Raw genomic sequence first — 17,403 nt, forward strand, 5'->3', positions numbered from 1 at the left:
CTGTGAGACACGGTCGGGGACCGATCGTCGACTCCGGTCGCGAGACGCTGGGCGTCGCTACCGGAGACGGTGAAGGGTGCGATCGGCGGGGAGACCGTCGTCTCCGGCCGCGAGTGGGGACCAGTATTATCCGACCGTGCGTGGTACGCAGTCGTGGCTGAGTGATCGATGTCGACCACTGCTGTCTTCCGGGGACCGAAATGAGGATTTCGAGTCTCCTCGCGGGCGAGCGATCGACGCCGCCGGCCATGCCGAACTTCGACTCGACGACCGTGTTCGTCAGGGCGGCGTCGCGATACCTCCACGGTGAACAGTTTCCGGCGCTGGGGATGATCCATCCGCGACTGGTACCTCTCGGCGCGCGGCTCAATCACCTCCCTCGAGGCGTGCGAACGTCGATATACGCCCAGGGCGGGGCGAACGAGGGTATCTCCCCCGACGAACTCGCGGACGTCGACGTCGAACGGTTCCGCGAGTGGGTCGTCGACCAGTATCCGGAGCGGGGGTATCCCGCCGTAATCGTCGGCTCGAGCAACGGTGCCGCAGTGTATCTCTCCGCGCTGCTCGGCGTGCCGTGGCTCCCGCAGACGTTTCTCGTCCCCATTCGGCGGGACGTCGGTCCCGACGACATCCGTGAGGACGCCCGCTGGGGGATCGACCACGCGGGACCGTTTCTCGAGGCCAATCCCGACATCTCGCTCCACCAGATGCACGATCCCAACCAGGATCGGGTGATGGTCAGGAAGCTGGCGTACTTCCGGACGAAGTCCCGAACGCTGGGCGAAGCGTACGAGTCGTTCCTCGAGACGGTGCTCGAACCTGGCGGAACGATCGTCTCCCTCGAGTGTGAGTACGAGTGGCCGGCGATCGACCTGGGGGAGCGCCACAGCTTTCAGGTCGGCGGCCTCGGCGGACTCGAACCCGAGGCGTACTACGACGGGAACGAAGCGGTCGCGGACTTCCTCGAACGCCAGAACGCGGGCATCCGGGAGTGGGATTCGCCCGAACCGGACGGACGGATTCCCGAGGCAGAGTGGGGGTTCGAACCGGCCCTTCGAGCGGATATCGACCGGTTCGCGGACGAGCGGGGATACGACGTCCGCCGGCTGGGATTCGACGATCCGCGGGACCTGAGCCCGTTCGTCGCGGATCGGTACCGGGAACGGTATGCCGAGCGCGGTCGGTCGGTCGACCGCCTGTTCGTCCAGTCGTTCGCGCTGGTCGAGCCGTGGTGGACGATACGGACCGGCTCCGTCCCGTACTGGGCGGCGTTTAACACCGAGTCGGACGTCGAGTTCCTCGAGCGCTATCTCGACGAAACGGAGCCGTACGACGAGATACGCGCGACGCTGTTCTCCCACGGTATCGAATCCGCCGGATTGGCGTCGATCGATCGCTGGCGGGACGCCCTCTCCCGTGCTCGAGACGGTCACGGGTTCGTTGGCGTCGACGCGCGGGAGTTCCCGTACGACGTCGAGACCCACGTCCGCTACCACCGGGATTTGCCCGACGAGATCGACGCACGCCACTCACACTTTCCGCCGCTCCCGTTCGACCGATTCGATGCGATCGCGAAAGCGGTCGCCGACGAGTACGGGCTCGAGTGGGACGAGACGTCTACCGGGTAAAATCCTCCGGAGAGTCCACGGAATAGGGGTCGAACGGTGGTCTACCGACCGGGCGAAACGGTGGTCTACCGACCGGGCGAAACGGTCAACTGCGGAATAAAGCCCGAACGGATGCCTACCGACCGGGCGAAACGGACGCCGTCGTCGGTTCCGAATCAGAATTCGAATCGTCGTCGTCCTCGACCGGCCGGGATCCGTCGACGAACTCGCGCGTCCGTTCGTTCTGTGGATTCTCGAAGAACGACCGGACGTCGTTGGCCTCGACGAGTTCCCCGAGATAGAGAAAGACCACTTCGTCGGCGAGTCGCTTCGCCTGATCCATACTGTGAGTCACCGCGACGATGGTGTACTCCGCTTTGAGCGACTCGAGGGTCTTCTCGACCTGGTCGGCTGAGATGGGATCGAGTGCGGATGTGACCTCGTCACACAGCAACACGTCCGGTTCGACGGCGAGCGAACGGGCGAGACAGAGCCGCTGGATCTGCCCGGTCGACAGTTCCGCGCCGGGAGTGTCGAGGCGGTCTTCGACCTCCTCCCAGAGGTTGACCTTTCGCAGGTAGCTCTCGACTCGATCGTCGAGTTCGGCTTTCGACTCACACTCGCCGTGGATCCGCAGCCCGTAGGCGACGTTTTCGTAGATCGACAGCGGCAACGCCGTCGGTTTCTGTGGGACGTATCCGATCCGTTTGCGAAGTTCCGGGACGGGTTCGTCGGTGTCGTAGACCGACCGACCGCCGAGCGTGACGTCGCCGGTGATCTCGACGTTCGGCTGGATCTCGTGAAGCCGATTCAACGACTTCAGCAGCGTCGACTTCCCACAGCCAGAGGGGCCGATGATAGCCGTCAGTTCGTTCTCGGGGAACTCGAGGCTGACGCCTTTGACGGCCTCGACTTCGCGGTTTCCGGTGTACGTTACGGCGAGATTCTCCGTTGTGAGTGCAGCGTTCGTCATGAGTGTCGACCTCCTGGTGTGTATCGTGCGTAGCGTCCGGCGAGCAGTTTCGAGACGACGATCAGGCCCAGCACGACGATGATGAGGACGAACGACGCCGCGTACGCGTGCGAGCGCACCTCGGCGTTGAACGACATCGCCTGATCGAAGATGAGCACGGGGAGCGTCGTCGCCGGTTCGAACGGCCCGCCCGGCATGTTGGTGCTCCGGCCGGCGGTAAACAGGACCGTCGCGGCGTCGCCGACGCCTCGGGCGAAGCCCATGATGATCCCCGCGATGATGCCCGGCAACGCCGCTCGGAGTGTCATCAGTGCGGTTTCGAACCGGGTCGCGCCGAGCCCGTAGGTCGCCTCCTTGACCGTGTCGGGCGCGGATCGGAGCGCCTCGTCGGTGTACCGTGTCATGATCGGATACTGGAAGATCGCGATGGCGACGATCCCGAAGAAGAGACTCGTCCGGGCACCGATCGCGATGATCACCGTGAGGACGAACACTCCATAGACGATCGGTGGCGTCCCCCAGAGCACGTTCAGGAACATGTTCACGACCTCCGAGAACCGTTCGCTCGAGTAGTCGCTCTGGAGGTAGATCGCCGTCGAGACGGCGAGGATCATCGAGACGACCGTGGCCGGCCCGACGATGAAGATACTTCCGAGGACCGCGTGGAGGAAGCCGCCGTCGCCCTCCAACATGTATCGGGACCCAGGTGGCGTGATCGCGATCGCCGGATCGGTGAGGAAGACGATCCCGCCCCTGACGATCGTCACCGCGACGACGAGCACCATCACGGCGACGACGAGCGCGGCGGAGGCGCGGGCGAGCGCGCCGAAGAGCCGCTGTTCAGTGTAGCGATCCATCAGTACTGCCACCTCCGCTGGAGCCGGCGGCGAACGAGCATCGCCGCGAAGTTGAACAGCCAGACGACGACGACCAGCATGAGTCCGACGAAGATCAGCGCCGACTGTGTCAGCGGCAGCGACATCAGTTCGCCGAAGTCGTTGACGATCAGCGTCGGCAGCGTCTGTCCCGTCGCGAACGGCGAACTCGGAACGTGAGTCTGGCCGCCGATCAACATCGCCGGCACGATCGTCGCTCCGAAGACGCGACCGAATCCGAGCAAAATCGCCGAGAAGATACCCGGACCCGCGGCACGCAACAGGACGAGTTTGATCGTCTCCCACTTCGTCGCACCGACGCCGAGGGACGTCTCGCGCAGTTCGTCCGGCAGCGCCTCGAGCGATTCGACCGACAGGGAGATCATAAACGGCGTGACGACGATCGCCATCACGAGACTGACGGTGAAGATCCCGAGGCCGGTCGCGCTCGAGCCGACTGCGGGTGCCAGATAATTACCGACGAAGGGGACGACGACGATCAGCGCGACCAGCCCGAAGATGACGCTGGGGATCGCCGCCAGCACGTCGATAAACGACGAGACGAGCGTCTTCAGTCGCCCCTCTGCGTACTCGGCGAGGTAGATCGCCGCGAGGATCGCGATCGGCGTTCCCATGAGCATCGAGAGGGCGGTCACGTAGATCGTCCCGACGATCGCCGGCATGAAGCCGAACTCGTTCTGTGCAGGATCCCAGTTCGACGACGTCAACATCTGTACGACGGAGTACTCAGAGAGAAGCGGCAGCGACTGGTAGACGAGCGACATCACGATCAGGACGAACAACCCGATCGCGAAGTATCCGGCTCCACCGAGCCAGTAGCTACTCAGCCGTTCGATCCGCAGTCTGCGGCCGAGGCGGCCGCCTCGAGCGTTTGACTCCTGCGATTCCATCGATTCACCCATCGCTTCGGTCAGGGCCCTTCGGCCAGATCATCCTGTGCTTGTTCGAGTGTCTCACCGTCGAGCGGGACGTAGCCGTTCTCCCGGACGTGTTCCTGGCCGTCCGTGAGTACCCAGTCGACGAACTCGTGGGAATCCTCGTCGAACGGTCCGTTCGATGCCAGGAACATCTCCCGGGCCGGCGGCGCGGGGTATATTCCGTCCTCGACCGCGGCGAGGAACTCCTCACGCGTCTCGTAGAAGTCCTCGTCCGCCGAGAGGCCGGTTCCGTCGACGTCGAGTGGCACCGGTCGAATGTCGCCCTCGAGTTCGCCGCTCGAGAGGTCGTAGACGTAGTTGATGTTGTTCAGCGAGATGGCGTTCTCGTTGGATCCGACGGCCTCGGCGACCTGCTGGTCGCCGTTGTGATTGGCGTCCGCCAGCCCCTCGAGTTCGTTTTCCGTGTGCGCGTCGCCCTCGCCCGCGAGGAAGTCACCCCACTGTTTGTACGCCGCGGAGGCGTCCGAACGGCCGTAGACGGTGATCTCTTCGTCGACGTCCGCGTCGACGACGTCGCCCCAGTTCGTGATCTCGTCGAGGAAGATCGCCTCGAGATCCTCGCGAGTTAGGCCGTTTTCCTGGAGGTCCTCGAGGACCGGGTTGTCGACGTTGACCGTCGCGACGACGGTGTCGATCAGCATCGGAACCGCGAACAGTCCCTGATCGATCTCCTCCGGTTCGGGCTCTCGCCCCATCATCGCGATGTCGACCTGATCGTTGAGGACGTCCGAAACGCCGACGCCAGTTCCGCCGCCGGAGATGTCGAATGCGACGTCCGATCGATCCTCGTACATATCCGCCCACACTTCGACCATCGGCAGCGGGCCGACGCCGCCGGAGATCCGAACCGTGCTACTGCCGCCAGAACCGCCAGTACAGCCGGCCAGAGAGAGCGCAGAACCAGTCCCTACGAGGCCCAATACGTCGCGACGCGAACAGTTCAATTCCATCAGTAACTGCTTTAGAAACCGGACCGTTGTAACCGCTCGTCAGCCAGCAATCCTTCGCTATTCAATCCAAATGAGGCAATTGTTGCGAGCGCATGTTTGTAATTCTCTTTCCCCGTTCGATCGTCGAACGAACAGTCTCGAGTGAAACGCCGGTCCATCGACGGGCGATGTTACGAACTAGTAGGAGTCCGAACTCGGGGGTTCGATCGCAATAACTGTTTACCGTGATCCCTCACTGAGAGTATTCCGATCGACGCGTCAGTTTCCGCCAGGAAACTATTCACGCCCGGAGTGGTGAATATTGCCACTACCTACAACGGTGTTTACTCTCTCGAATTCGTCGCGGGTTCCTCGCCGGTCCCGGCTGGGCCACAGCGAATCCGCCATCTCGAGGCGAGGCCCGGAAGTCAACTATATCTGTGCCGGATCAAAAGTGTGAACCGATGACGGAATCGCCGCGTTATGGAGCCACAGTGGACGACGGGTGGCTGTATCTGGAAGGCGACGACGAGCGACTCGAGATTGGATCGATGGAGACGGTGATCGAACTGTTCGGCGGCGAGACGTACACGATCGAGTACGAACCCCAGCAGAGTGGCGCCGCCTGGCTGGCAACCGACGAGGACGATACGATCACGTTCGACGTGCGGGAAACGCTCGTCGACTGGGCGTACACCGAGGAGTTCGTCGCGAACGTCGAGGCCTGTTCGCTCGAGGAAACCGACGGGGACGGGTATCCGCTCCGAGCGTCGGTGTTCGTGGACGTGGTGACGTCAATCTGGGACGCGAAGGGGAACCTCGACACCTGATCCGGACCGTCTGACGTCATACGGCTTACTGTACGTCGTTACCGGAGCGACCGGGCGCCGTCCCGCGGTCTCAGGTACACAGGTACACCAATCGGTATCAGCCCCCGGACAACTGCGTGTCCGATCTCGACCTGCCTCCCCGATGAACTGTCTCGTCGAATGCAAATAGGGTTCTTTTTCTCCATCCGTAGAATCGTCGGATATGTCTGGGCACCAGACGACTGGTCGGACCGACCACCACCCACTTCGGTGCGATCACTGTGGCTACCCGATCCCGGACGAACCGATATCGACCGACGGCGGCCGGTTCTGTTCGACCAGCTGTACTGAAGCCACGGAGAGCGGTTCGACGCTGTCCGATCTCGAGGGGTACAAACGCGTCCCGTCGGGTGTCGAACCGATCGATTCGCTCGTTCCGAACGGAATGCCCGCGGACGCGTTCGTGCTCGTCTCCGGCGAGGAAGGGACTCGACGGAGCGAGTTGCTGACCGAACTCGCCTGGCGTGCCCTCGAGCGCGGTGAGTCCATCGCCGTCGTCTCCTACGCCAATCCGCCGACGGCGACGCTCGAGCGCTTCTTCGAGAACGACTGGAACGTCGTTCCTGCCCTCGAAGACGGGCGGGTTCGGATTCTCGACTGTTTCACTCACAGACTCGCCGACCGCGAGGGCTTTCTCGAGGCGCGAAACGAGTGGACCGAGTTCGTCTCTGACGCCGCCGGAGACGCCATCGTCGACGTGAGCGATCCGGGCGACGTCAGGGAAGTTGCGAACACGCTGCTCGGGACGCTCGAGGATCTCGAGATGACCGAGACGGGACTCGTGGTGATCGACTCGCTCGACGAACTCGACGCGCTCGTCCAGGACCAGTTAGTCCACAACTTCCTCAAAGACGTCCGGGCGACCGTCTGCAAGGCCCGGTACGTCCCGATCTTCGCCGGCGTATCGGCGACGGGCAACGAGAGCGTGCCGGACGACGAATACGTCGTCGACGGCATCGTCGACCTCCGTCTGGCGGATCACCTCGAGCCGGAGGCGCGTCTCTCACAGCTTGCTGTTCGGAAACTGATCGGGGCCCGATTTCTGCCACAGTGGATCACCGTCGAGTACGAACCGGCCCGCGGGCTGATCGCATCGGTACCGCCAGCGGATACCGCACGGACACCCGTTGTCGATGGCGAACCGTCCCAATACGGAAGCCGACGGTAGGTGCGGCTCTCGGCTACCGAGCACGCTCACTCACGCTCTGGATTTAACTATCCGTTTGGCATAGGCCGCCTCGCAGCGATTCGAGCGCCTACTACAGCGGACGACCTTACTATGACTGACAGAAACGAAAACCGGCGGAGGCACGAACGGAGAACCGAACGTCAGACGTCCGGCGGGGAACGCGACGGGCGACATCGAGGCCCGTCTGAAGACCAGCATCGACAGGAACGTCGCGGTGAAAGCGGTTTCGACGGGAGACAGAGCCGAGAGCGACGGGAAGCCGGTTCCGAGCGACGCGACCAGGACCGGCAACGAAGCGGGTTCGAGACCGACGCTCGAGAGATGGCAAACCTCGAGTACGGCGGGGAAGCTCGACAGGACAGACCGCGAGACGACAGCGGGCAGCAATTCCGAGAGGAGCGCGGTCGACGATCCCAGGAACACCGACAGGAACGGCCTCATCAGTCCCGCGAGACGAGTTCGCAGGACCGACACCGCGGCGGACACGATAGACAGGAACGCGGCGGGGAACGACACGTCGACTCGCCGCAGTACGAAACGGCCGGACGACGCGACCAGTTCGACGCGGGAGTCCGACCCGAAGAGTCCGATCAGTACCGCCAGGAGCACCGAGACGAGCAGATGCGGGGCAAACGACGGGGGCAGGGACGGCGAGACGAACAGGGATGGGATCGACGAGAGGGGGGACAATCGGAACGCCGCCAACAACAGGGCGATCGAGGAGGCCAACAGCGACGGACTCGAGGCGAATCCGAACACCACGGACGGCAGCAACGAGGCGAACGCGGACAGCAGCCGCGAGGTGAACGCGGACGGCAGCAACGAGGTGAACGCGGACAGCAGCCGCGAGGTGAACGCGGACATCAGCAACGAGGCGGAAATCACCGCGAAGTGCGCGAACGAGGGCAACGAGAGGGGCAAGGACAACGGCGACGGGAAGGACGCGGCCAACACCGAGAAGATCCTCAGCACGGCCAGCAGTTTCGCAGCCAGCCTCGAGACCAGGGGCACGATAGAGGGAAGTTCGAGGGATTCGAACAGGGACAACCGCCATACGGCCGTCACCAGCGGAGTCAGGGGTATCAGGACCACGGCCAGAGTCGACGAGGATCGCACGAAGGAGAGCAACGCGGTCGCCAGGAACGAGGACGACAGCAGCGAGGCCAGGATCCACAACAACGAGGCTTGGACCAGCAGCAACGAGGACAGGGTCGGCAGCAGCGAGGACAGGATCGACGGCGACAGGACGACCGGTCCCAACGCGGTCGTCGAGAGGACTACGCTCGAGGCGAGCGCCACGGCGGCGGACAGAGACACCACCAGGGCGAGCGCCGGGCCGAACATGGTGACTGGACCGAAGGAGACGATCGCGCCGGACGACGACCCGACACGGGCAGGGATCGAGAGAGCGACGAGGAGATGAGCAACCGACGCCACGTTCACGACCGAGACGACTACGCCGGCGAAGAACGTCGGCGAGACGACGACGTCCGCCACGACCACTACTAATCGACGATCGAGCCGACGGACAGGGATACGAGGAGGAAGCCCGCGACTTCAGTCGTTGGTGACTGGCCGTCGGCTGTCGGTACTCGAGGGGTCCAAGTGGTCCGCCGGTATCATACGGTTTACTGTAAATCATCCCCAGCGCACCCGTGACCCGGGCGACGGGTGCGCCGGTACACAGTGGCAGTAAACCGTATCATACGGTTTGCTATGACCGATTGCCGGTCGATCGCCCACCGGCCTGCGATCGACCGGTAAAGACTCATAGCAGACCGTATCAGTCGTCGCTCGCGGCGAACCGCGTCGAGTCGCCGTCGAACTCCGTCTCTGCCGGACCGGGAAGTTCGCCGCGAACGTCGTCGGATCCCTGTTCGGTGATCGCTTCGTGGTACGCCTCGGGCATGACCTTCACGAACGCCTCGAGGGATTCCGCCCAGTTCTCGAGCAGTTCGCTGCCGCGATCCGAGCCGGTGTAGGCGACGTGGTTCTCGACGAGTCGGCGGAGCATCCGCTCGTCTTCGTCCTCGAGTTCCTCGTGAAGCGAGACCATCCCGGTGTTGGCCTTCGGCGCGAACTCGTCGTCCGGATCGTAGACGTAGGCGACGCCGCCCGACATGCCGGCCGCGAAGTTCGTGCCCGTCTCGCCCAGAACCGCGACGACGCCGCCGGTCATGTACTCACAGCCGTGGTCGCCGACGCCCTCGACGACGGCTTTCGCGCCGGAGTTTCGAACGGCGAAGCGCTCGCCGGCGACGCCGTTGACGTACAGCTGTCCGTCGGTCGCGCCGTAGAGCGCGACGTTCCCGATCGCGACGTTTTCCGTCGGATCGTACGACGCCGTCTCGGGCGTTCGGACGGTGATCTTCCCGCCTGACAGCCCCTTGCCGACGTAGTCGTTTGCGCCACCATCCAGGTGCAGAGAGACGCCGTTTGCGAGGAATGCACCGAAGCTCTGTCCGGCGGTCCCCTCGAGATCGACGGCGATCGTATCCGCCGGCAGTCCAGGTTCGCCGTAGCGGCTAGTGATGCGGTTCGAGAGCATCGCACCGACCGTCCGATCGACGTTCGTCACGTCGGCCGAGAGCGCGACCGGGTCCTGACTCTCGATGGCGTCGGACGCCGCCTCGATCAGATCGCGATCGAGTTGGTCCTCGAGTTCGTGATCTTGCTCGCGGATCTTCCGGCGAACGTCGCCCTCGGGGTTGGCGAGCACCGCCGAAAGGTCGACGTTGCGGGCCTTGGGGTGGGAAACGTCGTCGCGCTGGGAGAGGACGTCGACGCGGCCGACCATCTCGTCGACCGTCTCGAAGCCGAGTTCGGCCATGATCTCGCGCAGTTCCTGGGCGATGAACGTCATGTAGTTGATGACGTGTTCGGGTTCGCCGGGGAACCGTTTCCGGAGGTCCTCGCGCTGGGTCGCGACGCCGACCGGACAGGTGTTCTTGTGACACTGGCGGGCCATCACGCAGCCTTCGGCGACGAGCGACGCCGTCCCGAAGATGTACTCCTCTGCACCGAGCAAAGCTGCGACGGCGACGTCCCGACCCGTCTTCATGCCGCCGTCGGTCGAGACCCGAATCCGATCCCGGAGCCCGGTCGCACGGAGCATCTGGTTGGCTTCGGCCAGTCCGAGTTCCCACGGGAGGCCGGCGTTCTTGATCGACGTGCGCGGCGACGCACCGGTTCCGCCGGAGTGACCGGAGATGTGGACCACGTCGGCGTTTGCCTTTGCGACGCCGGCGGCGATCGTCCCGATGCCGGCCTCGGAGACGAGTTTGACGTTGATATCGGCCTCCTCGTTGGCCGCCTTGAGGTCGAAGATCAGCTGTTTCAGGTCCTCGATCGAGTAGATGTCGTGCAGCGGCGGCGGCGAAATGAGGCCGACGCCCGGCGTCGACTTGCGCACGTGTGCGATCATCTCGTTTACCTTCTCGCCCGGGAGGTGTCCACCCTCGCCGGGTTTCGACCCCTGGGCCATCTTGATCTGAAGTTCGTCCGCACTCGAGAGGTACGTCGAGGTGACGCCGAACCGCCCCGAGGCGACTTGCTTGACGTTGCACTCCCTCTCGGTTCCAAAGCGCTCGGGTGGCTCGCCGCCTTCACCGGAGTTGGACTTGCCGCCGATGCGGTTCATCGCGATCGAATTGTTCTCGTGGGCTTCCGGCGAGAGCGAGCCAAGCGACATCGCCGCGGTGGAGAATCGCCGGACGATTTCCTCGATCGGTTCGACGTCCTCGATCGGGATCGGCTCGCGGTCGGCGTCGAACTCGAGCAGGCCACGAAGCGTCTGGAGGTTCTCCTGTTGATCGTTGATCTGTTCGGCGAACTCCCCGTAGCGGTCGTAATCGTTCGACCGGACCGCCTGCTGGAGCGCGCCGACCGTCGCCGGGTTCCACTGGTGGTGGATCCCCTCGGACCGGTGTTCGAACTCGCCCTGGCGCTCGAGTTGGGCCTCCTCTTCGCCGAACGCCGCCTCGTGGCGTTCCCGAACGTCGGCTTCGATCTCGGCGAGCCCGATTCCCTCGGTCCGATTTTCGGTTCCCTCGAAGTACTCTGCGACGAGGTCGGAGTCGAGTCCGACGGCCTCGAAGATCTGGGCCCCCTGGTAGCTCTCGACCGTCGAGATACCCATCTTGGCCATGATCTTCAGGAGGCCGTCCTCGAGCGCGCCGACGTAGGCGTCGATCGCGACTTCGGTATCCGCGCCGTCGGGACCCGCCGTGAGGTCGTCGATCGTCTGGTAGGCGAGGTACGGGTTCACCGCGCCGGCACCGTAGCCGACGAGCGTCGCGAAGTGGTGGACGGTACGCGGGTCCGCAGACTCGACGACCAGCCCGACGTGGTTTCGCAGCCCGTTTCGAACGAGATGGTGGTGAACGCCACCGGTGGCGAGCAGGCTCGGGATCGCGACTCGATCGGGTCCGACGTTGCGATCCGACAGAACGATGACGTCGTGACCGACCTCGATCGCCGCGACCACGTCGTCGCGGACGCGTTCGATCGCCGCCTCGAGATCCGGACCCGGCTCCTCGCTCTCGGGCTCGTAGGTAACGTCGATCGTCGCGGAGGTGACGCCGTTCGCATCACAGTCGCGGATCGCCTCGAGTTCCCCGTCGGTGAGAATCGGCGAGTCCAGCACGAGCTGGCGGGCGTGTTCCGGCGACTCGTCGAGCAGGTTTCGCTGGTGGCCCAGTCGGCTCTCCATCGAGGTGACGAGTTCCTCCCGAATGTAATCGAGCGGCGGGTTGGTGACCTGGGCGAACAGCTGCTTGAAGTACGAGAACAGCGGCCGGTTGTACTCGGTCAACACCGAAAGCGGCGTGTCGTCGCCCATCGAGCCGACGGGGTCTTTCCCCTTCTGAGTCATCGGCTCGATGAGGTTCTCGAGTTCGTCGTGCGTGTAGCCGAACGTGGTCTGGTGATCGCGCAGTCCCGAGACGGGCTCGCGTGGCGAACTGTCGTCCGTCGTCAGGACGTCGTCGATCCGGACCTGTTCCGCCTCGACCCACTCGCCGTAGCGGTCGTCCGTGAGGTCCTCGAAGATCTCGTCGTCGGGAACGACTCGGCCCTCGTTCGGATCCGCCAGGAACAGCTGGCCGGGCTGAAGTCGCCCGCGCTCTTCGATCTCCTCCGGCGGGGTCTCGAGCGCGCCGGCTTCGCTCGCCATCACGAGCCGGTTGTCGGTCGTCACGTCGTACCGACACGGTCGGAGGCCGTTGCGGTCGAGGACTGCGCCGACCCGCTCGCCGTCGGTCGCCGCGACGAGCGCGGGGCCGTCCCACGGCTCGACGAGCGAGGCGTGAAAGTCGTACCAGTCCTTTCTGGCCCGATCCATCGCGTCGTCGCCCCGCCAGGCCTCGGGGACGAGCATCCGCAGGGCGTGTTCGAGGTCGCGGCCGTCCTGCATCAGGAGTTCGAGCGCGTTGTCAACGCTTGCGGTATCCGACTGATCCGGATCGTTGATCACCGGCTTGACGGCGTCGATGTCGTCTACGACCTCGCTCTCGAGGTCGGTCTCCCGAGCCCGCATCCAGTTGATGTTGCCCTGGATGGTGTTGAACTCGCCGTTGTGGATGATATTGCGGTAGGGGTGTGCGAGGTGCCAGGCACCGAGCGTGTTCGTCGAGAACCGCTCGTGAACCATCACGAAGTTCGATTCGACGCGGTCGTCGGTCAGATCCGGATAGTAGCTCGGTACCTGGACCCCCTTGAGCAGCCCCTTGTAGACGACGGTCTTCGAGTCGAGCGAGCAGACGTAGAATCGGTCGAAGCTGTCGACGTCGGTTCCTTCGGTATCGTCTCCGCGAGCGTCGCGGTCTGAGGGGCCTCGAGCGCGTTGCTCGACGGCGTTCTCGAGTGCGCGGCGAGCGACGTACAGTCGGCGGTCGAACGCCGCACCGTCGACGTCGTCAGTGGGCGCGACGAACGCTTGCCAGACGTCCGGTTCGGAGTCGACGGCCGTCTCGCCGAGGTCGGCGTTGGTCGTCGGGACGTCCCGCCACTCGAAGACGTCGAGGTCGTACCGCTCGAGGGTTTCCTCGACGAGCGAAACGAGAACGTCGCGGCAATCGTCGTCTTGCGGGAAGAAAATCGATCCGACGGCGTACGTCTCCGGAAGCGATCGCTCGAGGACGTCCTCGAAAAACGAGTCGGGTTTCTGGAGCAAGATGCCGGCCCCGTCGCCGGTGTCTTTCTCCGCACCGGTGGTACCGCGGTGCTCGAGATTGCTGAGTAGCTCGAGACCGTCGGCGACGACGTCGTGGCTCGTCTCTCCGTCGAGGTCCATAACGACGCCGACACCGCAGTTCGATCGTGCGTCCGCGGGGTCTGCGAGCCCCCGCTGGTGCTCAGTAGGCTGTGAGCGATGTGGCTGTGACATAGGGCTCGATTCCGCGACCGCATATATGAGGTTACCCCATAATGACTAAGTGTATTATAAACACATATAACCAGGTATAAGGTACATCGTCAGATATTAATTCGTCGGCAGGTTGGCCCGAAGCGTCGTTCTCGACGCTCGAGGGACCACGGAGACAGCGACGGAAACCAGCTCGGGGAGCGAGTGTCGGAACCGTCATTCGGCTACAGGCGAACGTCGGAACCGTCACTCGAGTGCGAGTGAACGTCCGCACCGTTACACGGGTGCACGCGAGCTATTGGATGAATCGACCCCCCACCGGTCGGCTCGAGCCGACCCGTGAGGGACAGAAGTGTCAGAGGCACGTAGTGTTCACCAGTAGCGTGAACACCACAGTATCGATTGGAGAGTCACTGGTAAGCAATCTTGGGTTAAACCATTAGGTATGGTTGATGACCCCTCACACGGTTGGGCTTCCGAAATCGGCGAATCCGTACTGGATTTGGTGAATAATCAGCGCGATGCTAAACCCGGAGTACAGTCAGTGAGAAGTGGCGACGGAGTGGGTCGGGCGGTTTCGTCCCGTTCCACCCGTCGACTGATAACCGAACGCTACTAGTAGGATTTCGCGAAGTACGCGAGTTCGTCCGCCGGATCTCCGCAGATCGCACAGACCGCGTCGTCGTCCTCGGGCGGTCGTGGAACGCCGGCAGAGCTTCCGCCCTGGTCGTCGACCGGTTGCATCACGATCTCCGCCGAGACTTTCTCCTTGATTACCTCCTCGCAGGCCTGATCGCCACACCACGGCACTTTCACGTAACCGCCGTGTTTCCCGATCGTTCCCATGATCTCCTCCGGGCTGTCGGCCTCGCGAACGTTGTCCTCGAGGTTCTCGGCCGCGGCGTCGTACAGTTTGTCGTAGATCGTCTCGAGGTGATCGTCGACGGCGTCGACGAGGCCGCCTCGCCCCTCGACTTCCTTCTCGTTATCCGGCCGGTGGACGAGCGTGACCTCCTCGTCTTCGACTTCGTTAGGCCCGATCTCGAGGCGGAGGGGAACGCCGTTTAGCTCGTGTTCGTTGAACTTGAAGCCCGGATTCCGTTCGTCCCGATCGTCGAGTTCGACGCGGAAGCCGGCCGCCTCGAGGTCGTCGGCGATTCCCGCCGCGTACTCGAGGACGTCGTCTTTCGTCTCCTCCTGCCAGATCGGAACGATAACGACCTGCGTGGGCGCGACCGTCGGCGGTAAGACGAGTCCCTGGTCGTCGGAGTGAGTCATGATGAGTGCGCCGAGCGCTCGCCACGAGAGGCCCCAGGAAGTGGTGTAGGCCGTCTGCTCCTCCTCGTCCTCGTCGGCGAAGGTGATGTCGAACGCCTCCGCGAAGGACTGACCGAGGTGGTGACTCGTCGCGCTCTGGACTGACTTGCCGTCGGGCATCAACGCCTCGACGGTCGTCGTCGTATTCGCACCGGGGAACTTGTCGTGGTCGGGCTTTTTGCCGCGCAGAACCGGAATCGCGAGGACGTCCTCGAAGACGCGTTCGTACTGACCGAGGCGGGTCCAGACCTCCTCCCAGGCGCTCTCGTTGGTCGCGTGAGCGGTGTGGCCTTCCTGCCAGAGGAACTCCTTGGTCCGGAAGAACGGCTTCGTTTCGGTCGCTTCCCACCGGACGACCGAACACCACTGGTTGATCCGCAACGGCAGATCCCGGTGGCTGCGCGTCCAGTCGGCCATGAAGGGGGCGATGATCGACTCGCTCGTCGGTCGAACGGCGAGACGCTCCTCGAGTTCGTCGTGGCCGCCCTGGGTCACCCATGCGACCTCGGGGTCGAAGCCCTCGACGATGTCCTTTTCGCGCTCGAGGAAGGACTCGGGGATGAACATCGGGAAGTAGACGTTGTCGACGCCGGTTTCTTTGAACCAGCCGTCCAGGGCGTCCTGGATGCGCTCCCAGAGCGCGTAGCCCCGGGGCTTCGTGACGATAAAGCCGCCCATCGGCGCGTAATCCGCGATGTCGGCTTTCTGGACCACTTCGGCGTACCACTCGCCGGGTTTGTGCGATTTCGACTCGGTGATGCCGAGTTCCTGGCTCTCGTCGCTCATTAGTTCGACACTCAGCCAGCGCGCTCTTAAACCATGCGAAGGCCGGATGTCACACCGACTGGGGAAACGAAACCGCCTCGCAGATCTACGGTCGTCGCCCGGCAGCCTCATCTGTCGATCCTCGAGATCGCTCGACGGAGGACACTCTCTCCCGCATATGTCGTTCAAACAAGGGAACGCTTTTCCCGTCACCGCCACAAGATCAGGGTATGGTCCTAGAACTGATCCCCATGCAGACGACGGGGGGTGCACTGCTGTTCCTCGGTGCACTTGCCCTCGTAGTCGTTCTCGCCGCGTTGCTCAGCGCCGTCGAAATCGTCGACGCGTACGAAAAGCGGGCGTTGACCGTCTTCGGCGAATACCGAAAACTGCTCGAGCCCGGTATCAACTTCGTCCCGCCGTTCGTCTCGAACACCTACCGATTCGACATGCGGACGCAGACCCTAGACGTTCCCCGCCAGGAGGCGATCACGCGGGACAACTCGCCGGTCACCGCAGACGCCGTCGTCTACATCAAGGTGATGGACGCCAAGAAGGCGTTCCTCGAGGTCGACAACTACAAAAAGGCCGTCTCGAATCTCGCCCAGACGACGCTTCGAGCCGTGCTGGGTGACATGGAACTCGACGACACCCTGAACAAACGCCAGGAGATCAACGCGAAGATCCGGACCGAACTCGACGAACCCACCGACGAGTGGGGAATCCGCGTCGAGAGCGTCGAAGTCCGCGAGGTCAACCCCTCGAAGGACGTCCAGCGTGCGATGGAACAACAGACGTCCGCGGAGCGGAAACGCCGTGCGATGATCCTCGAGGCCCAGGGTGAACGGCGCAGCGCCGTCGAGAAGGCAGAAGGTGACAAACAGAGTGAGATCATCCGCGCACAGGGTGAAAAACAGAGCCAGATTCTCGAAGCGCAGGGTGACGCGATTTCGACCGTGTTGCGCGCCCGCTCGGCCGAATCGATGGGCGAGCGCGCCGTTATCGACAAGGGGATGGACGCCCTGACCGAGATCGGTCAGTCCGAGTCCACGACGTTCGTCATGCCCCAGGAACTGACCTCGATGGTCGGCCGGTACGGCAAACACCTCTCGGGCAGCGACGTCAAAGAAGACGGCGACCAGCTCGAGAGCCTCGAGTTCGACGAGGAGACCCGCGAACTGATCGGGCTGGACGACATCGCCGAGATCATCGGCGAAATCGATCAGGAAGCGGACATGGACGTCGAAGCGATGGAACAGGAGGCACAGGCGATCAAGGAGGGCAAAGATCCGGCGAAGATTTCCGATCCGGACGAAGTCATAGAAGAGATGGATCAGGAGTTCCAGGGACAGACCGACGGCGGTGCCGACGCGCCGGTCGGCGACACCGAGGACGCGTCGACGAACGACTGATCCGGCCCGACTCACCTCGAGACAGGGGAGACTACGTTTTCGCCTTTTCTACCGATTTCCGGCCGACGGGACCGGCCCGGCGACGCGACAGCCGCGCTCGAAACTGCCCGCGTGCCGACGTTCGTCGTCGTCGTCTCGCTGGCA

The 17,403-nt window shown here is 63.6% G+C and carries 11 protein-coding genes; 5 read left to right on the top strand and 6 right to left on the bottom strand.

Going from position 1 to position 17,403, the window contains the following annotated elements; translation table 11 throughout:
• Positions 1 to 200: 200 nt before the first annotated feature.
• Complete coding sequence (locus tag EA473_RS01750; protein WP_124193936.1) at positions 201 to 1,628, top strand: hypothetical protein; 1,428 nt, start codon at positions 201 to 203, stop codon at positions 1,626 to 1,628.
• Positions 1,629 to 1,743: 115 nt separating this feature from the next.
• Here EA473_RS01750 and EA473_RS01755 read toward each other — a convergent pair whose 3' ends face one another.
• From EA473_RS01755 to EA473_RS01770, 4 genes are read right to left on the bottom strand one after another with little or no spacing between them, the layout of a single operon-like run.
• Positions 1,744 to 2,580 (bottom strand): phosphate ABC transporter ATP-binding protein, encoded by an 837-nt coding sequence (locus EA473_RS01755; RefSeq protein WP_124193937.1) that lies wholly within the window; start codon positions 2,578 to 2,580, stop codon positions 1,744 to 1,746.
• Entirely contained in the window at positions 2,577 to 3,437 is an 861-nt protein-coding gene (locus EA473_RS01760) for a PstA family ABC transporter permease (protein ID WP_124193938.1), read from the bottom strand. Before EA473_RS01760 ends, EA473_RS01755 begins: the two co-directional genes overlap by 4 nt.
• Complete coding sequence (gene pstC, locus EA473_RS01765) at positions 3,437 to 4,378, bottom strand: phosphate ABC transporter permease subunit PstC (RefSeq protein WP_124193939.1); 942 nt, start codon at positions 4,376 to 4,378, stop codon at positions 3,437 to 3,439. The genes EA473_RS01760 and pstC overlap by 1 nt, the downstream gene beginning before the upstream one ends.
• An 8-nt stretch (positions 4,379 to 4,386) precedes the next feature.
• Positions 4,387 to 5,364 carry a PstS family phosphate ABC transporter substrate-binding protein gene (locus EA473_RS01770; protein WP_165875175.1) on the bottom strand — a complete coding sequence of 326 codons (978 nt, stop codon included), beginning with the start codon at positions 5,362 to 5,364 and terminating at the stop codon, positions 4,387 to 4,389.
• 443 nt (positions 5,365 to 5,807) lie between these two features.
• Here EA473_RS01770 and EA473_RS01775 point away from each other — a divergent pair, with 443 nt between their 5' ends.
• From EA473_RS01775 to EA473_RS01785, 3 genes are all read left to right on the top strand, one after another.
• A complete protein-coding gene (locus EA473_RS01775; protein WP_124193940.1) occupies positions 5,808 to 6,173 on the top strand; it encodes a hypothetical protein in 366 nt (121 codons plus the stop codon).
• Between the two features lie 202 nt (positions 6,174 to 6,375).
• Complete coding sequence (locus EA473_RS01780) at positions 6,376 to 7,380, top strand: RAD55 family ATPase (RefSeq protein ID WP_124193941.1); 1,005 nt, start codon at positions 6,376 to 6,378, stop codon at positions 7,378 to 7,380.
• Positions 7,381 to 7,615: 235 nt separating this feature from the next.
• On the top strand, positions 7,616 to 8,824 hold the full coding sequence (locus EA473_RS01785; protein ID WP_124193942.1) for a hypothetical protein: 1,209 nt from the start codon (positions 7,616 to 7,618) through the stop codon (positions 8,822 to 8,824).
• Positions 8,825 to 9,184: 360 nt separating this feature from the next.
• Here EA473_RS01785 and gltB read toward each other — a convergent pair whose 3' ends face one another.
• Together gltB and proS are read right to left on the bottom strand one after the other, a co-directional pair.
• The gene (gene gltB / locus EA473_RS01790; RefSeq protein WP_124193943.1) at positions 9,185 to 13,786 is read right to left on the bottom strand and encodes a glutamate synthase large subunit; all 4,602 of its coding nucleotides are present in this window, start codon (positions 13,784 to 13,786) and stop codon (positions 9,185 to 9,187) included.
• 594 nt (positions 13,787 to 14,380) lie between these two features.
• Entirely contained in the window at positions 14,381 to 15,868 is a 1,488-nt protein-coding gene (gene proS, locus EA473_RS01795; protein WP_124193944.1) for a proline--tRNA ligase, read from the bottom strand.
• Positions 15,869 to 16,077: 209 nt separating this feature from the next.
• Between proS and EA473_RS01800 the strand changes: the two genes are divergently transcribed.
• Positions 16,078 to 17,259 (top strand): SPFH domain-containing protein, encoded by a 1,182-nt coding sequence (locus EA473_RS01800; RefSeq protein ID WP_124193945.1) that lies wholly within the window; start codon positions 16,078 to 16,080, stop codon positions 17,257 to 17,259.
• Positions 17,260 to 17,403: the final 144 nt, after the last annotated feature.

The organism is Natrarchaeobius chitinivorans, assembly GCF_003841505.1.
Classification (GTDB): domain Archaea; phylum Halobacteriota; class Halobacteria; order Halobacteriales; family Natrialbaceae; genus Natrarchaeobius; species Natrarchaeobius chitinivorans.